The organism is Actinomycetospora sp. NBRC 106375, from assembly GCF_030269665.1.
Classification (GTDB): Bacteria; Actinomycetota; Actinomycetes; order Mycobacteriales; family Pseudonocardiaceae; genus Actinomycetospora.
Window position 1 is genome coordinate 77,739 of record NZ_BSTS01000015.1, and the last position, 18,003, is coordinate 95,741.

An 18,003-nucleotide genomic window follows, 5' to 3' on the forward strand; every position below is an offset into this window, starting at 1 on the left:
AGCACACTCGGTGCGTCCCGGACACGAGGAGGATCCCCAGGATGGCCACGCGCTCGAAGCGCCCCACGACAACATCGCAGCGCAGCAAGTCCACCATGCCCACGATCGTCGGCATCGCGGTCGTCGTGCTGGTCGCGGTCGTGGTCATCGGCGGCGTCCTGCTCTCCGGCAACGGCTCGGACAGCTCGGGCGGCCAGGCGATCCCCGTGACGCCCGCCCCGGCGCAGTACCAGACGTCCGTCGCGGGCGGCGTCATCACGGCCGGCGGGCCCGCCCCCCACACCGTGGACGTCTACGAGGACGCCCTCTGCCCGGCCTGCCAGGCCTTCGAGCAGAGCTACGGCGAGCGCATCGCGCAGGGGATCGCGTCCGGGAAGGTGCAGGTCCGCTACCACATGGTGAACCTGCTCGAGCAGCGCTCCAGCCCGCCCGGCTACTCCTCGGCCGCGGGCGGCGCCCTGATGTGCGCCGCCGAGAACAACGCCTTCCCTGCCCTGCACGCGAGCCTCTACGCCGCCCAGCCGACCGAGGGCGGCAAGGCCTACGACACCGGCCAGCTCGTCGACCTCGGCCAGCGCGCCGGCGCCGGCCCGGGCTACGCCGACTGTGTCACCAGCGGCCGGCACGTCGCGGAGGTCAACCAGAACTTCCAGGCGGCCTCGACCGACCCGGCGCTCCAGCGCCAGGGCTCCTTCGGCACGCCGACGATCGTCGTCGACGGCAAGCTCCTCCAGCAGCAGAACACCGGGGACCTCGACACCGCCCTGGGCTGAGCGCGCCCGCCCGTTCCGAGCGAAGGGCCCCTCCGGTCGATCCCGTCGACCGGCGGGACCCTTGCTTCTTGCGGGCGCCGACACGAGTGGCACGTTCCGCAGGTCGGCGAGCGGTTCGATCATGCGCGACGTGCCCCTCGCGACGTCGCGTCGAGCCGGCGCGGGACCCGTCGGAGATCACGAGCACCTCATGCGCGCGGGCCCTGCCCGCGACGTGGACGACGCGCTCCTGATCACCGCGCCACGCACCGCCACCACCCCCGCGCCCGCCCGTTCTGAGCGACGGGCACGTTCGGCAGGCCGGCGAGCGGTTCGATCATGCGCAACGTGCCCCTCGCGCCTCCCCCGTGACCCCGGCAACGCGCCCTACCGGCCCCGCAACCGCATGCTCGACGACACGACGAGGAGCGACGACAGCGCCATCGCCAGTCCCGCGAGCAGCGGGTTCAGCAGGCCGGCGACGGCGAGGGGCACGGCGGCGACGTTGTAGCCGAACGCCCAGCCCAGGTTCACGCGGATCGTGCGGTGGGTGGCGCGGGCGAGCGCGAGGGCCTCGGGGACGGCGGTGAGGTCGTCGCGGACGAGGATCACGTCGGCGGCCTCGAGGGCCACGTCGGTGCCGGTGCCGACGGCGAGGCCCAGGTCGGCGGCGGCGAGCGCGGGGCCGTCGTTGACGCCGTCGCCGACCATCGCCACCACGGCCCCCGACGCGCGCCGTGCCGCGAGGAACGCCAGCTTCCCCTCGGGCAGCACGCCCGCGACGACGTCGTCGATCCCCACGGCGTCGGCGACGGTGCGGGCGGCGCGCTCGTGGTCGCCCGTGAGCAGGACGGGGTGCAGGCCGGCCTGCTTGAGCGCGGCGACGGCCGGGGCGGCGCTGGGCTTGACGTCGTCGGCGAGCACCACCGCGCCCTGTACCGCGTCGTCCCAGCCCACGGCGACCACCGTGTGCCCCGCCTCCTCGGCAGCCGCCCACGCGTCGATCAACGACGACGGCACCCCGGACGCGAACAGGTCCGGGCGGCCCACGGTCACGGTCACCCCGTCGACGACCGCCCGCGCGCCCAGGCCGGGCAGCGCCACGAAGTCGTCGGGCTCGGACGGCACCCCGGACGACAGCTCGGACGCCTCGGCGACGATCGCCGCCGCGATCGCGTGCTCCGAGCCCCGCTCGACCGCCGCCGCGCGCTCCAGGAGCGGCACGGAACCGAGCACCGACACCACGGCCATCCGCCCGGTGGTCAGCGTCCCGGTCTTGTCGAGCACGACGGTGTCGACGCGGCGGCTGGTCTCCAGCGCGTGGTGGCCCTTGAGGAAGATGCCGCGCCGGGCGCCGCGGCCGGACGCGACGACCATCGCCATCGGCGTCGCCAGACCGAGCGCGCAGGGGCACGCGATGACGAGCACGGCCAGGGCCGGCGAGAACGCCCCCGCCACCCCGGCGCCCGCGAGCCACCAGCCCAGCGCCGTCAGCACGGCGAGCACCACGACCGCGGGCACGAACCAGGCGGAGATGCGGTCGACGAGGCGCTGGACGTCGGCCTTGTCGGCGCGGGCCTCGCGCACCAGCCGCACCATGCCGGCCAGGGCGGTGGCCTCGCCGACCGCCGTGGCCTCCACCACCAGGCGCCCCGACGTCGCGACGGTGCCGCCGACCACCGCGTCGCCCACGCCGGCGTCGGACGGCACCGGTTCGCCGGTGAGCATGCTGCGGTCCACCACCGAGGAGCCGCCGACGACCCGCCCGTCGGCCGCGATCTTCTCGCCGGGCCGCACCACGAACCGCATCCCGACCGCGAGCGACGCGACCGGAACGCGCGTCTCGATCCCGTCGTCGGCGAGCACCGCCACGTCGCGCGCCGCCAGCCGCGCCAGCGCGGCCAGCGCGTCCCCCGACGCCCGGCGGGCGCGCCGCTCGACGTAGCGCCCGGCGAGCACGAACGTCGTCACCCCGGCCGCGACCTCGAGGTACACCGGCCCGGACGGGTGCAGCAGGAGCTCCCAGGTGCTCCCGGCCGGCGCCGGCGGCGCCCCGAGCAGCACCGCGCCCAGCGACCACACCGTCGCCGCGACGATCCCGAGCGAGACCAGGGTGTCCATGGACGTCGTCCACTGCCGCAGCCCCGCGAGCGCGCGGCGGTGCAGCGGCCAGGCCGACCACAGGACGACCGGGGCCGCGAGCGCCGCGAGCACCCACGCCCAGCCGGGGAAGCGCAGCGAGGGCACCGCGGTCATCGCCAGGGCCAGGTCGGCGACGGGCACGAACAGCGCGGCGGCCACGACCAGCCGCCGCCACAGGTCGCGCAGCTCGCCGTCGTCCGCGGGCTCGTCGAGCTCCTCCGACGGGGGCCGCGCCGGGCGGGCCGTGTAGCCGAGCCGCCCGACGGTCTCGACGACGGTCGCGGAGGTGATGTCGGGGCCCAGCACCACGCGGGCGCCCTCGCCGGCGAAGTCGACCGACGCGCTCACGCCCTCGAGCCGGTTGAGCCGGCGCTCGATCCGCGCCGCGCACGCCGCGCAGGTCATGCCGCCGATGTCGAGGTCGAGGACGGCGGTCTCCGGGCGGCCGTCGGCGACGGGACCGGCCACCGCGGGGGACGAGGTCACCGCTGGGAACTCCCATCGAAGTCGTCGGAGGACGCGCTACGACCTCCTGTCGTACACCCGCGCACCGGGCGGCGCGCGGCGGACCGTCAGCCCAGCCCCACCAGCCCGGCGGCCCAGGCGGGGAAGGTGGCGACGATCGCGACGACGATCGCCAGGTACCAGGCCGCGAGCCCCCAGCCGTGGCGGCGCAGCCCCGCCGGGGCGCCGCCGAGGAGCCCGGCGCGCAGGTTGTGCACGGTGGTGAACCAGAACATGGCGATGGTCGCGACCCAGGCGACCATGCACCACGGGCAGAGCGCGCCGATCACCACGAGGCTCTGGACGATCAGCCAGTGGATGAGCAGCAGGCCGAGCGTGGTGCCCGCCTGCAGGCTCCACCAGGCCCACCGCGGGAGCGCGACGCCGCCGAGCGCGAGGGCGCCCATCGCCGCGGCGACCGGGAAGGTCAGCAGGCCCAGCACGGGGTTGGGGAACCCGAGTAGCGACGCCTGCCAGGTCTTCATGATCGTGCCGCAGGACAGCACCGGGTCGATGCTGCACGACGGGACGAAGGCCGGGTTCTCCAGCAGGGCGATCTTGTCGAGCAGCAGCACCAGCGCGACCACGGCGCCGACCAGGCCGCCGACGAGCAGCACCGCGCCGGCCGCGCGCGTCGGCGCCGCGACCTCGGCGTCGGGAGCCTCCGGGGCATCGGAGCCCAGGTCGGGGCCCACGGCGGAGCGGGTCTCGGTCAGGTCCACACCCTCATGGTCCCCCTGCCGGGCGGCGGGGGAGACGACGGGGAGGACGTCGGTGGGCTGCCCGCTCACGGGGACAGACGGGGTCGTGGCCATCGCCCGTGCAGGTCGTCGGCGACCCTCCCGGAGTTCCCGGCCGACCACATCACGGCCTCGAGGTGGCGATGGCGTCGACGTAGTCGGCGAGGGTCACCCCGGAGCGATCGGTGCGCAGGTCCTCCTCGAAGGCGAGGAAGAAGGTCGCGAGCCCGCAGTCGCGGGCGTAGCCGGGCGAGCGTCGGACCTGCTCGATCTCGGGGTCGGAGTCCGGGGACCCGCCGGTGGTGTCGGCGGGCGGACCGCCCGCGTTCTCCCCGACCACCGGCAGGCCGGCCCGGGGCCGTCCGGGCGCGCGCGAAGCGTCAGGCGTTCTGCACCCCCAAGGAATCGACCACACAGCCCAACACTCAACTTGTATGCCTCGCGGCCGTTCGGTGGTGGCTCGAGCGTTGAAATCCCTGGTCGAACGGTGGGCGTCCTCCGATCGAGATGCATCGACAGGCCGCACTTTCCGCCCCTTCGGGTGAGGCTCCGAGCGGCGTGTCGTCCCGCGGACGATCACGGGCGTTTCGTGGTGCGGACACACACCCGTCGGCCGGCAGCGTCGGGATCTCCGCGCCCGTCCTAGACTCGGGCCGGGAGGACGTCCCGTCCCGGGACGACGCGGGAGGACCCAGCAGGTGGAACGGCACGCGCCACGAGGCACCCCGTGAGGCCTCGATGACCCAGCCCACGGGACCGGCCGGTCCGTCGTCCGGCGCCACCGGCTCGCCCATGCCGCCGTACTCGGCCCTCGCCCGCGCCCGCGACTGGTGGCAGGCGCGCACGGACGCGCGCGCCGGACTGCCGAGCCTGGAGCCGGGCCGGCCCGTCGGGACGCCGGCGCTGGAGGAGTACCACCAGGACTTCCTCGCCCGCTCCCACCGCGAGCGGGTCCGCCTCGACGTCGAGGTCGCGCCCCTGGCCCAGTCGCGCGCCGCGCTGGCCGCCCGCCTCCCCGCCGCCGAGCACGACCTGGTGCGGGTCCGCGCCCGGCTGGACGCCATCCCGGTGCTGCTGGAGGACGGGCAGCTGGTCGTCCGCCGCGGTGGCGAGGCCGACACCCCCGACGACGTCGTCGCCTCCCGCCGCGCGCGCGAGCACGAGGCCACCCGCCGTCCGCTGGTCGACGAGGCGGGTCGGCTGCACGCCCAGCTCACGCAGATGCGGGTGGAGTACGCCCGGCTCGGCAGCACGATCCGGGCGTGCGAGGTCGTCGGCGCCACCCGCGTCCGGCGGCTGCACGCGCAGGTCATGCGCCGCATCAGCGCCTACGAGCGCCACCTCGTGCGGCGCCACCCCGCGGGCGACCGCATCGGTCCGGCCCTGGCCGCCCAGCACCCGGTCGTGCCCGACTGGGTCGTCGCGGTCGAGACCACGGAGCAGCGTGCGGACGAGCCTGAAACATCCGCGCCCGAGCCCACGATCCCCTCCCCGACCCCGCCGCCCTCGTCCCGCGCGACGACCCCTCAGGAGTAGCCATGGCCACCCGCAGGTTCTGGCCCGGGCGCCGCGCGGACACCGCCCGTCCCCCGACACCGACCGCCCCGTCCGGCGGCGCGGCGCCGCCCGGGACGCCGTTGTCGAGCCTGCCCGGCCTGTCCGGGGCGTCCGGCTCGCCGGAGGAGCACCGGTTCCAGCAGGTCTACGCCGCCGACCGCGTCGGGCCGATGCCCTACCCGAACCAGGCCACGCCCGACGTGAGCGCCGCCCGCGGCCGGGTGCGGACGCTGGTCGGGGAGCTGCTCGACGGCGTCGACGAGGGCACGGGCGCGGCGCTCGACCCCCTCATCGCGTCGTGGGCGTCGGGCTGGCTGTCCCGGATCGACTCGCAGCACGCCGACCACCAGGCCGTCATCGACCGCCTCGTCGGCGGCGCGCGCCAGCAGCTGGCCGACGCGGAGGCCGCCCACGACCGGGACCGCCGCGCGCTCGCCATCGCCCGCCACGACTACGAGGAGGCCCGCGAGCGGCTGAGCGAGCCGGTCGGCTCGCCCGCCGCCGAGGAGCCGCCGGCCGGGCGTCACCGCACGGCCCGCACAGAGCCACCGCCCGAGCCCCCGACCGAGCCCCCCGCCGATCCGCCGACCGGCCCGATGCCGCGCCCCACGGTCGACACCGCTCCCGCCCCCGACCGCGGTGGACCCATGACCACGGACCCGCGCCGATGAGCGCCGGCACCGGCGGCCTGCGGGGGCGGTTCGGACGCGACCGCGACGCCGGGGAGGACCGCGGGCGCGACGACGGTCCCGACCGTTCCGGCGGCCCGCGCCCGCGCTCGTACCGCGACGCGACACTGATGATCAACCGCTCGCGCGAGGACCTCCTCGCGCTCGTGATCATCCTGCTCGCGATCGGCGGCGACATCGCCGCCTTCTACGTCGTCCTCGCGCGGGTCTTCCGCGGCTCGCCCTTCCTCATCGTCATCGGCACGGTCGGCTTCGCCGCGGCCGCGGTCGGGCTCGCCCACCTCGTCGGCCAGGGCCTCGCCCGGCGGCGCTGCGGCGACCCGCGGTCCTCGGTGACGCTCACCGTGCTCGCCGCGCTGACGTGGCTGACCCTCGGCGCGGCCGCCTTCTACACGCGGCTGCTGACCCCGAGCAGCACGTCGTCCGGCGGGTTCGGCTCGGGCTCCGGGGGCGGGTTCGGGTCCGGTGGCTCCGGCGGCGGCGGGTTCGGTTCCGGCGGTGGGGGGTTCGGCTCCGGCTCGGGCGGCGGGGGCTTCGGCGGCTCGTCGTCGGGCGTCGAGCTCTCCGCGCTGCTGCCCGCCCTGCTGTTCGGCGCGCTCTTCCTCGCGAGCGGGATGGCCGCCCTGGTCGCGACGTTCGTGTCGTTCAACCCGGTCGCCTCGGCGCTGCGCCGGGCCGAGAAGCGGATGCAGCAGGCCACCGAGCGCGAGCGGGCCAGCCGCGCGGAGCTCGAGCGCGCCCGCGAGGCGCTGCGCCAGCAGGAGAACGAGCGCGAGCGCGAGGACCAGCGCTGGCGCGCCGCCCGCCAGCAGGTCGTGGCCGAGATGCTCGAGCTGCAGAACTACGCGCGCACGCTCATGGCCTCGAAGAAGGGCAACCCCTCGGTCACCGACGGGCTCACCGGCTCGTCGTTCTACCCCCTCTTCACGCCGGCGAGCGACGTCGTGCCCGGCGAGGAGGCGCCGCCGGAGATGCGCCCGTTCATCCCGACCGCCCCCGACCCCAGCCCGAACGGAGACCATCGTTGATCCCTGCGGCACGCAGCGGAGCGGAGCTGCCGCGTCGAGGGTGGGTCCGCGGGGCGGGCCTGCTCCCCCTCGCCCTCGCCGGCGTGCTCCTGGCGGGGTGCTCGAGCTCCGACGACGCCGCGGGCGGCGGGTTCGCGGGCGGGGGCGGCGGCGCCCTCTCGTGCCCCGTGCCCGTGGGGCCGATGGCCTTCGCGGTCTCCGGGCGCGCGAACAGCCCCTCGCCGGGACTGCCGCAGGCCGTGCAGGACGCGACGGTCTCGGTGCTCTCGCGGTCGGTCGACCAGGACTACCGGCCGCGGATCACGCTGATCGACGTCGACGGGCGGCCCACCACCGCAGGCAGCGACACGTACTCCAGCGACGCCGGCAACGGCATCGCCGCCGAGGACGACCGCACCACCTTCCTCAACGGCTTCGGCGACGCCCTGACCGGTGTGCGCGCGCAGCAGCCCGAGGTCGACGTGCTCAGCGCGCTCGACCTCGCCGGGCGCTCCGCCGGCGGTCAGCGGCCCGGGACGGTCGTGCTCGTCGACTCCGGCCTCTCGACGGTGAACCCGCTGGACTTCCGCCAGCGCGGGCTGCTCGACGCCCCGCCCGCCGAGACCGTCGAGGCGCTGCGCGCCGCGAACGCCCTGCCGGGGCTGCAGGGCGAGACGGTCGTGCTGGCGGGCCTCGGGGACGTCGCCGAGCCGCAGGCGGCGCTGAGCCCCGCCCAGCGCTCGTCGCTGGTCGCCCTGTGGACGGCGATCGCCCGGGCGGGCGGGGCGTCGTGCGTCGCCGTCGTCGACGAGCCGCGCGGCGGCGACGCCCCCGACGACGTCCCGCCGGTGAGCACGGTCGACGTGCCGCCGCCGCCGACGATCACGCCCGGACAGGCCACCGCGCTGCCCGACGACAATTCCGTGGGGTTCCAGCCCGACACCGCCGAGTTCCGCGACCGGAATGCGGCGCGGGCGGTGCTCACCCCGTTCGCGCAGTTCGTGACGGCCGCGCCGAACAATCGGCTCGCCCTCACCGGCACGAGCGCCCGCGCCGGCACCCTCCCGGGCCAGATCGACCTCTCGACACGGCGCGCGGAGGCGGTGAAGTCGCTGCTCGTGGAACTGGGCGCCCCCGCCGACCGGGTCACCACCCGCGGCGTGGGCAGCCAGTTCCCGGGCTACGTCAACGACGTCGGCCCGGACGGCCGCCAGCTGCCTGGTCCGGCCAGCGCGAACCGGACCGTCATCGTGGAGCCGTCCGGGTAACCGGACGGTGACGGACGGTCGACGGACCGCCCGACCGGTATTCCGGGCGAAACGTGGCTGCCATCACAGCACGATGTGGTCACGGAGATCCGGGCTCGTGCACACACGGTCGGAGCAGCCCTGATGGATCGTTCTGCCGATCGCGACACAGTGGCGCTGTATCGATTCTGTCGACCGTACAGCCCCGGGGGGTGGTTCCGGGACGGCGCCGGACTGCCTAGCGTCGTCTCTCCGGAAGCGTCACCGACGTCCGGAGGACACATGACCGCAGCCGCAGACCGGAGCCCCGACACCGCGGCTGGCCTCGACGAGTACACCGAGGCCGACGTTCACCAGGAGTTCGGCGAGAACCCGAACGAAGTCCGAGACACGAACCACTACCAAGAGGAATACATCAAGGGGTTCGTGGACAAGTGGGACGACTACATCGGCTGGGACGACCGGGCCGCCAGTGAGGGCTCGTTCTTCATCGATCAGCTCTCGGCCCGCGGGGTCGAGAAGGTGCTCGACGTCGCCACCGGCACGGGCTTCAACTCGCTCCAGCTCCTGAAGGCCGGCTTCGAGACGGTCTCCGCCGACGGCAGCGCGGAGATGCTCGCGAAGGCGTTCGAGAACGGCCGCCAGCACGGGCACGTGCTGCGAGTGGTCCAGGCGGACTGGCGCTGGCTCAACCGTGACGTCCACGGCGAGTACGACGCGATCATCTGCCTGGGCAATTCCTTCACGCATCTGTTCAACGAGCGCGACCGGCGCAAGGCGTTGGCCGAGTTCTACGCGATGCTGAAGCACGACGGCGTGCTGATCCTCGATCAGCGCAACTACGACGAGATCCTCGACCACGGGTTCTCGTCGAAGCACAAGTACTTCTACTGCGGCGACACGGTGACCGCCGAGCCGGAGTACATCGACGACGGCCTCGCCCGTTTCCGGTACACGTTCCACGACGACGGTTCCGTGTACCACCTCAACATGTTCCCGTTGCGCAAGGACTACGTGCGCCGGCTCATGCGCGAGGTCGGGTTCCAGAAGGTCGACACGTACGGGGACTTCCAGGAGACCTACGGCGACGAGACGCCGGACTTCTGGATCCACGTGGCCGAGAAGACCTACCGACCGGACGATGAATTGACTGAGAGCTACTCGACCGCGGTCCACACCGCGCGCGACTACTACAACTCGACCGACGCCGACACCTTCTACCACGAGGTCTGGGGCGGCGAGGACATCCACGTCGGGCTGTACGACAGCCCCGACGAGGCGATCGCTCCCGCGTCCCAGCGCACGGTCGAGCGGATGGCCCAGGACCTGGGCATCACCGACAAGACCCGCATCCTCGACATGGGTGCCGGCTACGGCGGCTCGGCCCGCTGGCTCGCGAAGACGTTCGGCTGCCACGTCACGTGCCTCAACCTCTCCGAGGTCGAGAACGAGCGGAACCGCGAGAAGAACCGCGCCCAGGGCCTCGACCACCTCGTCGACGTCGTCGACGGGTCGTTCGAGAGCATGCCGGTGCAGGACAACTACTACGACCTCGTCTGGTCGCAGGACGCCTTCCTGCACTCCGGCGAGCGCCGGCAGGTGATCGCCGAGATCGAGCGCGTGCTCACCCCCAAGGGGCAGGTCGTGTTCACCGACCCGATGGCCGACGACAACGCCGACACCTCGGCGCTCTCGCCGATCCTGGCCCGGCTGCACCTCGACACGCTCGGCTCGCCGGGCTTCTACCGCGAGGAGTTCTCGAAGCACGGCTTCAACAACTTCTCGTTCGAGGACCACACCCAGCAGCTCACGACCCACTACGGGCGCGTCCTCGCTGAGCTCGAGGCCGCGGAGCCGAAGTTCAAGGACACGATCTCCGACGAGTACATCTCGAACATGAAGACGGGCCTGAAGAACTGGGTGAACGGCGGCAAGAGCGGCCAGCTCGCCTGGGGCATCTTCCGCATCCGCCGCTGACGCTCCCAGCTCGCCCCGCACGACGCGCACGGGGCCGGTCGGATCTCCTCCGACCGGCCCCGTGCCGTGTCTGCGAAGCCCGGGGTGTTCGAGCAATGCGGCTTTCCTGGCGTCTGACGCCAGAATCGCCACACGCTCGCTGATGCGACACGCCGTCGGGGTGCCAGCCTGGCGTCCACAGGCGGCACGCAGCGAAGCGGAGCCGCCGCGCCGGAGGCGAAACACCCTCGTTCATTGTCAGGACATCCGCCCGCTCGCGGCGTCGAGGGCCGCGGCGAGGGCGTCGGCGACCGCGTCCCGACGCTCGGGGTCGCGGCGCAGGGACCGGGACAGCTCGAGGTGCACGAACGCCGCCCCGGCCCGCGCGGCCGCGCGGCCCTGGACGTTGCGCCGCCCGAGGAGGTCCGCCCAACGCGGGTCGTCGCCGGTGCTGATGCGCTCACCCGCGGCCGCCAGCCCGGCGCGCACGGCGTCGACGAGGGCCCCGTGCGCCGCCGCCCCGGGCGAGAGCACGACGTCGACGTCGCCCCGGTCCGCGAAACCGTGCAGCTGGACCTGCGGGAGCCCTCGCCCCGCGAGGACCGCGGCGATCCGGGCGAACGGGCTGTCCTCGCGGACGACGACGTCGGCGGGGCAGTCGACGCGGTCGGTGGCCGTGCGCGGTGCGCCGGCGATCCGGTGGGCGCCGGCCTGCAGGACCAGCGTGGCGGGACGTCGCTCGTGGACGGCGAATGCGATCCGCTCGGTGTCGAGGTCGGCGTTGGGGTGCGGCACCTCGACCACCGCGTCCGGCGCCACCCCGGGCCGGAACACGAGGACGAGCCACGCGCGCTCGGCCGTCGGGTCCGACGACAGCACGAGCTCGCCGTCGATCTTCTCGGCCGCGAGGCCCAGGCGCTCCCCCGTCCGGCACGCCCGGACGACGTCCGCGGCGGCGAGCGCGTCGGCCAGGTCGGCGAGGTCGTCCACCTCGGCGCCGACGGGCGCCCGGTACGGGCCGCGGCGGCTCATGGCGGCAGCGAGGTCGACGATCCGCGCCGTCACCTCCGCGTCGCCCACCGCCCGGACTCTGCCAGGTGCGGAGCACCGCGATCGTCCGGACGCCGCCAGGCCCGAGACATGAACGGCGCGTTCGCTGCATCGCACGCAGCGAGAGCGCCGTTCGTTCGTCTCCGGGGCCGGGGCGGGCTCAGCGCGCGGGCTGCGGCGGGCCCCAGACCGGCCGCGACCCGGCGACCGGCGTGCCAGGCACGGGCTCGCGCCGGATCGGCGCCCGCCGGCGACCCGAGGACGCCGTCCCGCCCGGGGCCGGCGGCTCCCCCTCGGTGCCGCCGGGCGGCGGCGGGACGGTCGGCGGCGCCGTGAGGGTGCGGGGCTGCGAGGGCGGCGAGACCGCCGTGCGCACGGGTGGCTCCGCGGGCGCCGACGCCGACGGGCCCCGGCCGGGTGCGGGCGGGCCCGACGGCGCCGGCCCGGCCGACGGAGGAGGCACCGGCCCGAGACCAGGACCGGACGCAGCCCCGGCCGGTGGCGCGACGGGACCGCGGGACGGCGCGGGGCCGGGAGTCACGGCAGGCGCCCCGGCCCCCGCGGACGCACGAGGTCCCGCGGGCGCGCCAGGCCCGGTCGGCGGAACGGGGCCGACCAGTGGCACGGCGCCGGCCGACGGCACGGGTCCCGCAGGCGCAGCAGGCCCAGACGGTGCACCGGGGCCCGCCGCAGGCCCCGGCCCGGCCTGAGGTCCGGGCCCCGCCTGGGGCACGGGCCCGGCGCCCGGCGGCGGCACCGGACGCAGGCCCGCGACGCCGGCGTGGGCCGTGGGGGCGGCCGGCGACCCGGGCAGGAGCGTGGTGGTGCTGCCGGGCCCGTCAGGTCCGGCCGGCACCGAGGTCAGGCGCCGGGATCCGAGCACCGAGGTCGGCGCCACGGCGGTGACGGCGTCGTCGCCGGGCGGGGCGGACGGCACCGCGGCGAGGACCGGGGACGACGGTCCGGAAGACGGCACGGCCGCCAACGCGTCCGAGGACGCCGCGAGGGGCCAGGGCTCGCGCACGACGGTGTCGGTGTCGGCACCCCCACTCGGCACCGCCACGGCTCGGTCCGGCTCGGATCCTCGCGCCGGTGCCACCGGACCGGGCGACGCCCCGTGCCGCCCGCCGGCAGAGGACACCCCGCCCCGGGCCACCTCGCCCGGCGACCCGTGCCGCTCCGACGCCTCCGACGCCTCCGACGCACCGTGGCTCCCACGCGGCTCGGCGTCGCCCGGGACGGCATCACCCGCGACCGCGAGCTCCTCGTCGGCCGGGGCCGCGTGCCGTGGACCCAACGCCGGGCGGGCGCCGTCACGCCGCGCGTGGCGCCCGTTCGGCCCGCGAGCTCCTGCTCCGGGGGGTTCGGCCGGTGCTGCCATGCGGACCAGTGTGTCGCGTCCACGCAGCGCGTCCTGTCCGGGGGACCGCTGCTGGGCCGTCGGAGTGGCGGGAGCCCGTGCGGGAGACTCCTCCCGTGACGCCACGCAGCGTGTCAAGCTGGCTACGTTCCGCACCGGGTGACGCTCGTCCCTCCCGGAGCAACGCAGCGCTCACCCCGGACGTCGAATGATCGGGCCCGACGCCGAGGACGCCGCCGACCACCGCCCGACCCCGCCCGACCCCCGCGCGGCCAGCACGCGTCGACCAGGGAAGCTGAGGCCCATGACGTCCGTGTCGTATCCGTCCGGTCCGGAGACCGACATCGAGCTCACCGAGTCGAACCGCCTGCAGTCCCGCCTGCACGACCTCGTGCCCGGCGGGGCGCACACCTACGCGCGCGGCTCGGACCAGTACCCCGAGCACATGACCCCGGTCCTCGAGCGCGGTCGCGGGGCGCGGGTCTGGGACGTGGACGGGAACGAATACGTCGAGTACGGCATGGGGCTGCGCGCCGTGACGCTGGGCCACGCGTACGAGCCGGTGAACGCCGCGGTCCGGGCAGCGCTCGACGACGGCATCAGCTTCTCCCGCCCCCACCGCCTGGAGCTGCAGGCCGCCGAGGACTTCCTGGGCCTCGTGTCGGGCGCGGACATGGTCAAGTTCGCCAAGAACGGGTCCGACGCGACCACCGCCGCGCTGAAGCTGGCCCGCGCGGCCACGGGGCGGGACATGGTCGCCGTGGCCGACCAGCCGTTCTTCTCGACCGACGACTGGTTCATCGGCCACACGCCGATGAACGCCGGCATCCCCGAGACGACGCGCCACGAGACCGTCCGCTTCGCCTACAACGACGTCGCGTCGCTGCGCGCGCTCTTCGACGCCTACCCGGGCCGCATCGCCGCCGTGTTCATGGAGGCCGCCACGGGGCTGCTCGAGCCCGCGCCGGGCTTCCTCGAGGGCGTCCGCGAGCTGTGCACGGCGCAGGGCGCGGTCCTGGTGTTCGACGAGATGATCACCGGGTTCCGCTGGTCGGAGCACGGGGCCCAGGGCGTCTACGGCGTCACGCCGGACCTCTCGACGTGGGGCAAGGCGATGGGCAACGGCTTCCCGGTGTCCGCGCTGGCCGGGCGGCGCGAGCTCATGGAGCTGGGTGGCCTGCGCACGGACCGCGAGCGCGTGTTCCTGCTCTCGACCACCCACGGCCCCGAGACCGCCGGGCTCACCGCGTTCCGGGCCGTCGTCGAGGCCTACCGCCGCGAGGACCCGGTCGCGACGATGCGCCGCCAGGGCACGACGCTCGCCGAGGCCGCCAACGAGGTGATCGCGGCGGCCGGCATGAGCGAGTACGTCGACGTCGCGGGCCACCCGTCGTGCCTGGTGTTCCGCACCCGGGACGCCGAGGGCAGGCCGTCGCAGGAGATGCGCACGGTCTTCCTCGCCGAGCTGCTGCGCCGCGGGGTGCTCGGGCAGTCGTTCGTCATCTCCGCGGCGCACACCGACGCCGACGTCGAGCAGACCGTGGCCGCCGTGGCCGGCGCGCTCCCGGCCTACGAACGGGCGCTGGCCGAGGGCGCCGGGTCGGTGCTCGACGGCCGCCCCGTCGCGCCGGCCCTGCGTCCGATGGCGGCGCCCCGACGGCTCACGTAGGCGACGGCGGTCCCGCGGCGGCCCACCCGGGAGCCGCCGCGGGGAGCGGTCAGGCCATCACCACCGGCACCGCGGCGCCGTCGTAGGCCGCCGCGAGCTCCTCGGGCATCGGCGCGAGGTCGGACGCCCGCACGAAGTCGCGCAGCGTCGTGCCCGTGCACCGGCAGTCGAGGTTCGGCGAGCCCCGCCGCGCCGCCACGTCGTCGATGTCGACGACCCGGAAGTCGATCGAGAAACGGGTGCGCCCCGAGGTGTTCGGCACCGAGGAGTGGAGCTGGTTGCCCGAGAAGACCATCATCCCGCCGACCTCGGGCACGACGCGCACCTGCGGGTCGAGCTCGATCGGCTCCTCGGGGGTGGGCTGGTCGCGGGTGTCGGTGCCGACGTGCTTCGCGGCGTCCTTGCGGCTCGTCCGGTTCCACTCGACGTAGTCGTAGCGGTAGGAGCCGTTCGCGATCCCCTGCGTCATGTACTTCGGGTGGAAGGCCATGACGTTGTCGCTCGTCGCGGGGTAGACCGGCATCCACCAGTTGGTCTGGCACAGGGGCGCGGAGTACCAGGTGTCGCGGTGCGGGTGGAACGCGAACGCGATGCCGGTGGTCAGGTAGTCGTCCGACGTCGACGTGCGCAGCCGCGGCACGTCGAAGTAGGTGCGCTCCAGGTCGCACCCGCGCTCGGAGAGGATCTGCGGGAGCAGCTCCTTGCACCGCGGGTGGTGGATGAACCGCGGCTTGAGCTCGGCGAGCAGCGCCGCGTACTCGTGCACGTCCATGGTGTGCTGCGCGAGCTCGGGATCGAGATCCCCGAACGCCTCCTGCACGAGGTCGCGGGTGAACTCGACGAGCGCGAGCGTGCTGGGTCCCGCCCCGTAGACGAGGACGTCACCGCGGTAGAGGTACGCGCGGCGGGTCGCGTCGTCGAACGGCGGGTTCGACAGCACGTTGGTCATGTCCTACCTCCTCGGCCCCCGGCCTCCCTCCCCCGGCCGCGACATCGGACCTCGCAGGGAGACACCGGATCGGTGGTTCTGCACTGGTGGTGTCGGTCTCGTTCAACGATTCGTTTCTCCATCTGTCACTCGTTCGTGGTAATGCGACAATTCGGACGGGGCATTGTGTGACGATCTCAGTCACGCTCCGCGCACATCACGGGACGATCAAGCGGCTGTCCGCGGGTGCCTCGTAACCTCCTCGCCCGGGAACTCGTCCGGTGACACGCGAGGGGAGCGGCGAGGTGGAGCAGCGGTGGCTGGTGACCGGGGGTGCGGGCTACATCGGCGCGCACACCGTGCGGGCGCTGCGGGCGCGCGGCGACGACGTCGTGGTGCTCGACGACCTCACGAGCGGCCTCGCCGAGCGCGTCGACGACGACGTGCCGCTGGTGCGCGCGACCGTCCTGGACACCGACGCCGTCGCCGGGGCGATCACCGGGCACCGCCTCGACGGCGTCATGCACTTCGCCGCGCGCAAGAGCGTCCCGGAGTCCGTGGCCCACCCGCTCTGGTACTGGCACGAGAACATCGAGGGCCTGCGCTCGGTGCTCGAGGCCGCCACCCGCACCGGCGTCGATCGCGTCGTCTACTCCTCGAGCGCGGCGGTCTACGGCGCGACCTCCGGCGCCGCGGTCGCCGAGGACGCCCCCTGCGCGCCGGTGAACGCCTACGGCAGCACCAAGCTCGCCGGGGAGTGGATGCTCGCCGACGTCCACCGCTCCACCGGCCTGCGCTACGTCGCACTGCGCTACTTCAACGTCGCCGGCGCCCGCGACGCCCGCCTCGCCGACCGCGGGCAGGCCAACCTCGTGCCGATCGCGCTCGACGCCGTCGCCCGCGGCGCGGCGCCGGCGGTGTTCGGCACCGATTACGACACCCCGGACGGCAGCTGCGTGCGCGACTTCGTCCACGTCGACGACCTCGCCGACGCCCACGTCGCCGCGACCGCGCTGCTCGAGGAGCCCGGCGCCGAGACGCTCAACGTCGGCGTCGGGCGCGGCTACTCGGTGCTCGAGGTCGTCGCGGCCATCGCCCGCGCCACCGGCCGGTCCGTTGAGCCCGCGGTGGCCGACCGCCGCCCCGGCGACCCGCCCGCGGTCGTCGCCGACGTCACCCGCATCCGCGAACGCCTCGGCTGGACCGCGACCCGCGACCTCGACGACATCGTCACCAGTGCGCTGCGCGCTCGTGAGCAGTTCGGCACGCTATAGCGCGCCCAGGTGCTCACGTGCGCGGAGCGCACCTGTCCGCGACGGTCGTCGCCAGGCCCACGCCGCGGCGCACCACCGCGCCGGCGAGCTTCGTCGACTTCCGGCCGACCTTGCCCATCAGCTCGCCCAGATCGGTGTGCGGCGTCACGAGGATGCGGCGCATCGCGAACGGCGAGGCGTCCGGACTGGCCAGGCCGGCGCGGGTCGTGATCGCGGCGCGGTAGCCCGCCCGTTCGGCGAAGTCCATCGTCCGCTCGTCGTAGTCACCCTTGTTGCCGTTCGGGTAGGCGAGCAGGTCCACGGTCTGGCCGAGCCCGTCCTCGAGCGCGCGCCGGGAGTCGGTGAGCTCGGCGAGCTGGGTGTCGGGCTCCTCCCGCGCGAGGATGGGGTGCGTCACCGTGTGGGACCCCACGCCGTGCCCCGTGGCGGCCAGGGCGCGGGCGCCGTCCCAGTCGAGGAACAGCGACGGGGAGGCCGCGGGCGCGGAGGGGGCGATGCGGGCGGCGATCGCGTCGACGGCGGCGACGCGGGTGGCCCGGTCGACGAGCTTGAGCTCGCTCTTGAGCGCCTCCTGCGTGGCGTGGCGGGCCTGCGGCGTCGACAGGTCGTGGGTCCGCCCGGCCCACTCGAGGTGGGCGACCTCGGCGCGGTCGAACGCGGCCGCGAGGTCCTCCCACCAGGCGCCCACCTCGCGGCTCAGGATGTCCGAGACCAGGAAGAACGTGCCGTGCACGCCGTGGCGGTCGAGCGCGGGCACCGCCGCGTCGAGCCAGTCCGCGTAGCCGTCGTCGAACGTCAGCGCGACCGACCGCGGCGGCAGCGAGCCGCCCGCGGCGAGGATGTCCACGGCGTCGGAGAGCGGGACCACCGTGGCCAGCCGGTCGAGCAGCGCGAGCTGCCGCTCGAAGCCCCGGCGACCCGTCTCGGGATCGGCCGGCGCGTACGGCGTGGGGTCGATGTTGTGCCAACCCAGCACCAGCAGCCGACGGCTCATGGCGGCCGATCCTAGGAGCCGCCGGTCGCGCGCCCGACGACGGTGCGGCGTCGTCGTGTGTCCGGATCCGCGGCAACGACGGGGGGTGCCCGGACGTCCTAGAACGGGAGGGGAGCGGGAGGACGGCCCTCCTC

General features: G+C 74.8%; 15 protein-coding genes. 8 read left to right on the forward strand and 7 right to left on the reverse strand.

The features are described from left to right. Positions 1–41 precede the first annotated feature (41 nt). Positions 42–773 (forward strand): DsbA family protein, encoded by a 732-nt coding sequence (locus tag QSK03_RS23375; RefSeq protein ID WP_285657259.1) that lies wholly within the window; start codon positions 42–44, stop codon positions 771–773. A gap of 366 nt (positions 774–1,139) precedes the next feature. On the opposite strand, the gene QSK03_RS23380 is transcribed toward QSK03_RS23375, so the two are convergent. The 3 genes from QSK03_RS23380 to QSK03_RS23390 all read right to left on the reverse strand — a co-directional run bounded on the left by QSK03_RS23380 (position 1,140) and on the right by QSK03_RS23390 (position 4,478). Then, positions 1,140–3,380: a heavy metal translocating P-type ATPase gene (locus QSK03_RS23380; protein WP_285657261.1), complete on the reverse strand. Its 2,241-nt coding sequence runs from the start codon at positions 3,378–3,380 to the stop codon at positions 1,140–1,142. Between the two features lie 86 nt (positions 3,381–3,466). Then, positions 3,467–4,120, reverse strand: a complete 654-nt coding sequence (locus QSK03_RS23385; protein WP_285657263.1) for a vitamin K epoxide reductase family protein — start codon at positions 4,118–4,120, stop codon at positions 3,467–3,469. 142 nt (positions 4,121–4,262) lie between these two features. Then, positions 4,263–4,478 (reverse strand): hypothetical protein, encoded by a 216-nt coding sequence (locus QSK03_RS23390; RefSeq protein WP_285657264.1) that lies wholly within the window; start codon positions 4,476–4,478, stop codon positions 4,263–4,265. A gap of 398 nt (positions 4,479–4,876) precedes the next feature. Between QSK03_RS23390 and QSK03_RS23395 the strand changes: the two genes are divergently transcribed. The 5 genes from QSK03_RS23395 (at position 4,877) to QSK03_RS23415 (ending at position 10,615) form a co-directional block, all read left to right on the forward strand. Continuing rightward, the gene (locus QSK03_RS23395) at positions 4,877–5,674 is read left to right on the forward strand and encodes a hypothetical protein (RefSeq protein ID WP_285657265.1); all 798 of its coding nucleotides are present in this window, start codon (positions 4,877–4,879) and stop codon (positions 5,672–5,674) included. A gap of 2 nt (positions 5,675–5,676) precedes the next feature. After that, complete coding sequence (locus QSK03_RS23400; RefSeq protein ID WP_285657266.1) at positions 5,677–6,366, forward strand: hypothetical protein; 690 nt, start codon at positions 5,677–5,679, stop codon at positions 6,364–6,366. Further along, positions 6,363–7,412 (forward strand): hypothetical protein, encoded by a 1,050-nt coding sequence (locus QSK03_RS23405; RefSeq protein WP_285657268.1) that lies wholly within the window; start codon positions 6,363–6,365, stop codon positions 7,410–7,412. Before QSK03_RS23400 ends, QSK03_RS23405 begins: the two co-directional genes overlap by 4 nt. Continuing rightward, positions 7,409–8,659: an OmpA family protein gene (locus QSK03_RS23410; protein ID WP_285657270.1), complete on the forward strand. Its 1,251-nt coding sequence runs from the start codon at positions 7,409–7,411 to the stop codon at positions 8,657–8,659. Before QSK03_RS23405 ends, QSK03_RS23410 begins: the two co-directional genes overlap by 4 nt. A 261-nt stretch (positions 8,660–8,920) precedes the next feature. After that, on the forward strand, positions 8,921–10,615 hold the full coding sequence (locus tag QSK03_RS23415) for a glycine/sarcosine N-methyltransferase (RefSeq protein WP_285657272.1): 1,695 nt from the start codon (positions 8,921–8,923) through the stop codon (positions 10,613–10,615). 237 nt (positions 10,616–10,852) lie between these two features. On the opposite strand, the gene QSK03_RS23420 is transcribed toward QSK03_RS23415, so the two are convergent. Together QSK03_RS23420 and QSK03_RS23425 are read right to left on the reverse strand one after the other, a co-directional pair. Continuing rightward, on the reverse strand, positions 10,853–11,674 hold the full coding sequence (locus QSK03_RS23420) for a hypothetical protein (RefSeq protein WP_285657274.1): 822 nt from the start codon (positions 11,672–11,674) through the stop codon (positions 10,853–10,855). A 130-nt stretch (positions 11,675–11,804) separates the two neighbouring features. Beyond that, on the reverse strand, positions 11,805–12,020 hold the full coding sequence (locus QSK03_RS23425; RefSeq protein ID WP_285657276.1) for a hypothetical protein: 216 nt from the start codon (positions 12,018–12,020) through the stop codon (positions 11,805–11,807). A 1,288-nt stretch (positions 12,021–13,308) separates the two neighbouring features. Between QSK03_RS23425 and QSK03_RS23430 the strand changes: the two genes are divergently transcribed. After that, positions 13,309–14,673 (forward strand): glutamate-1-semialdehyde 2,1-aminomutase, encoded by a 1,365-nt coding sequence (locus QSK03_RS23430; RefSeq protein ID WP_285657277.1) that lies wholly within the window; start codon positions 13,309–13,311, stop codon positions 14,671–14,673. A 49-nt stretch (positions 14,674–14,722) separates the two neighbouring features. Here QSK03_RS23430 and QSK03_RS23435 read toward each other — a convergent pair whose 3' ends face one another. Beyond that, the gene (locus QSK03_RS23435) at positions 14,723–15,622 is read right to left on the reverse strand and encodes a phytanoyl-CoA dioxygenase family protein (RefSeq protein ID WP_285657278.1); all 900 of its coding nucleotides are present in this window, start codon (positions 15,620–15,622) and stop codon (positions 14,723–14,725) included. A gap of 260 nt (positions 15,623–15,882) precedes the next feature. On the opposite strand from QSK03_RS23435, the gene galE reads away from it, so the two are divergent. Then, entirely contained in the window at positions 15,883–16,875 is a 993-nt protein-coding gene (gene galE, locus QSK03_RS23440; protein ID WP_285657279.1) for a UDP-glucose 4-epimerase GalE, read from the forward strand. A gap of 13 nt (positions 16,876–16,888) precedes the next feature. Here the strand turns inward: galE and QSK03_RS23445 are convergent, their stop codons facing one another. Then, complete coding sequence (locus QSK03_RS23445) at positions 16,889–17,869, reverse strand: polysaccharide deacetylase family protein (protein WP_285657280.1); 981 nt, start codon at positions 17,867–17,869, stop codon at positions 16,889–16,891. Positions 17,870–18,003 lie beyond the last annotated feature (134 nt).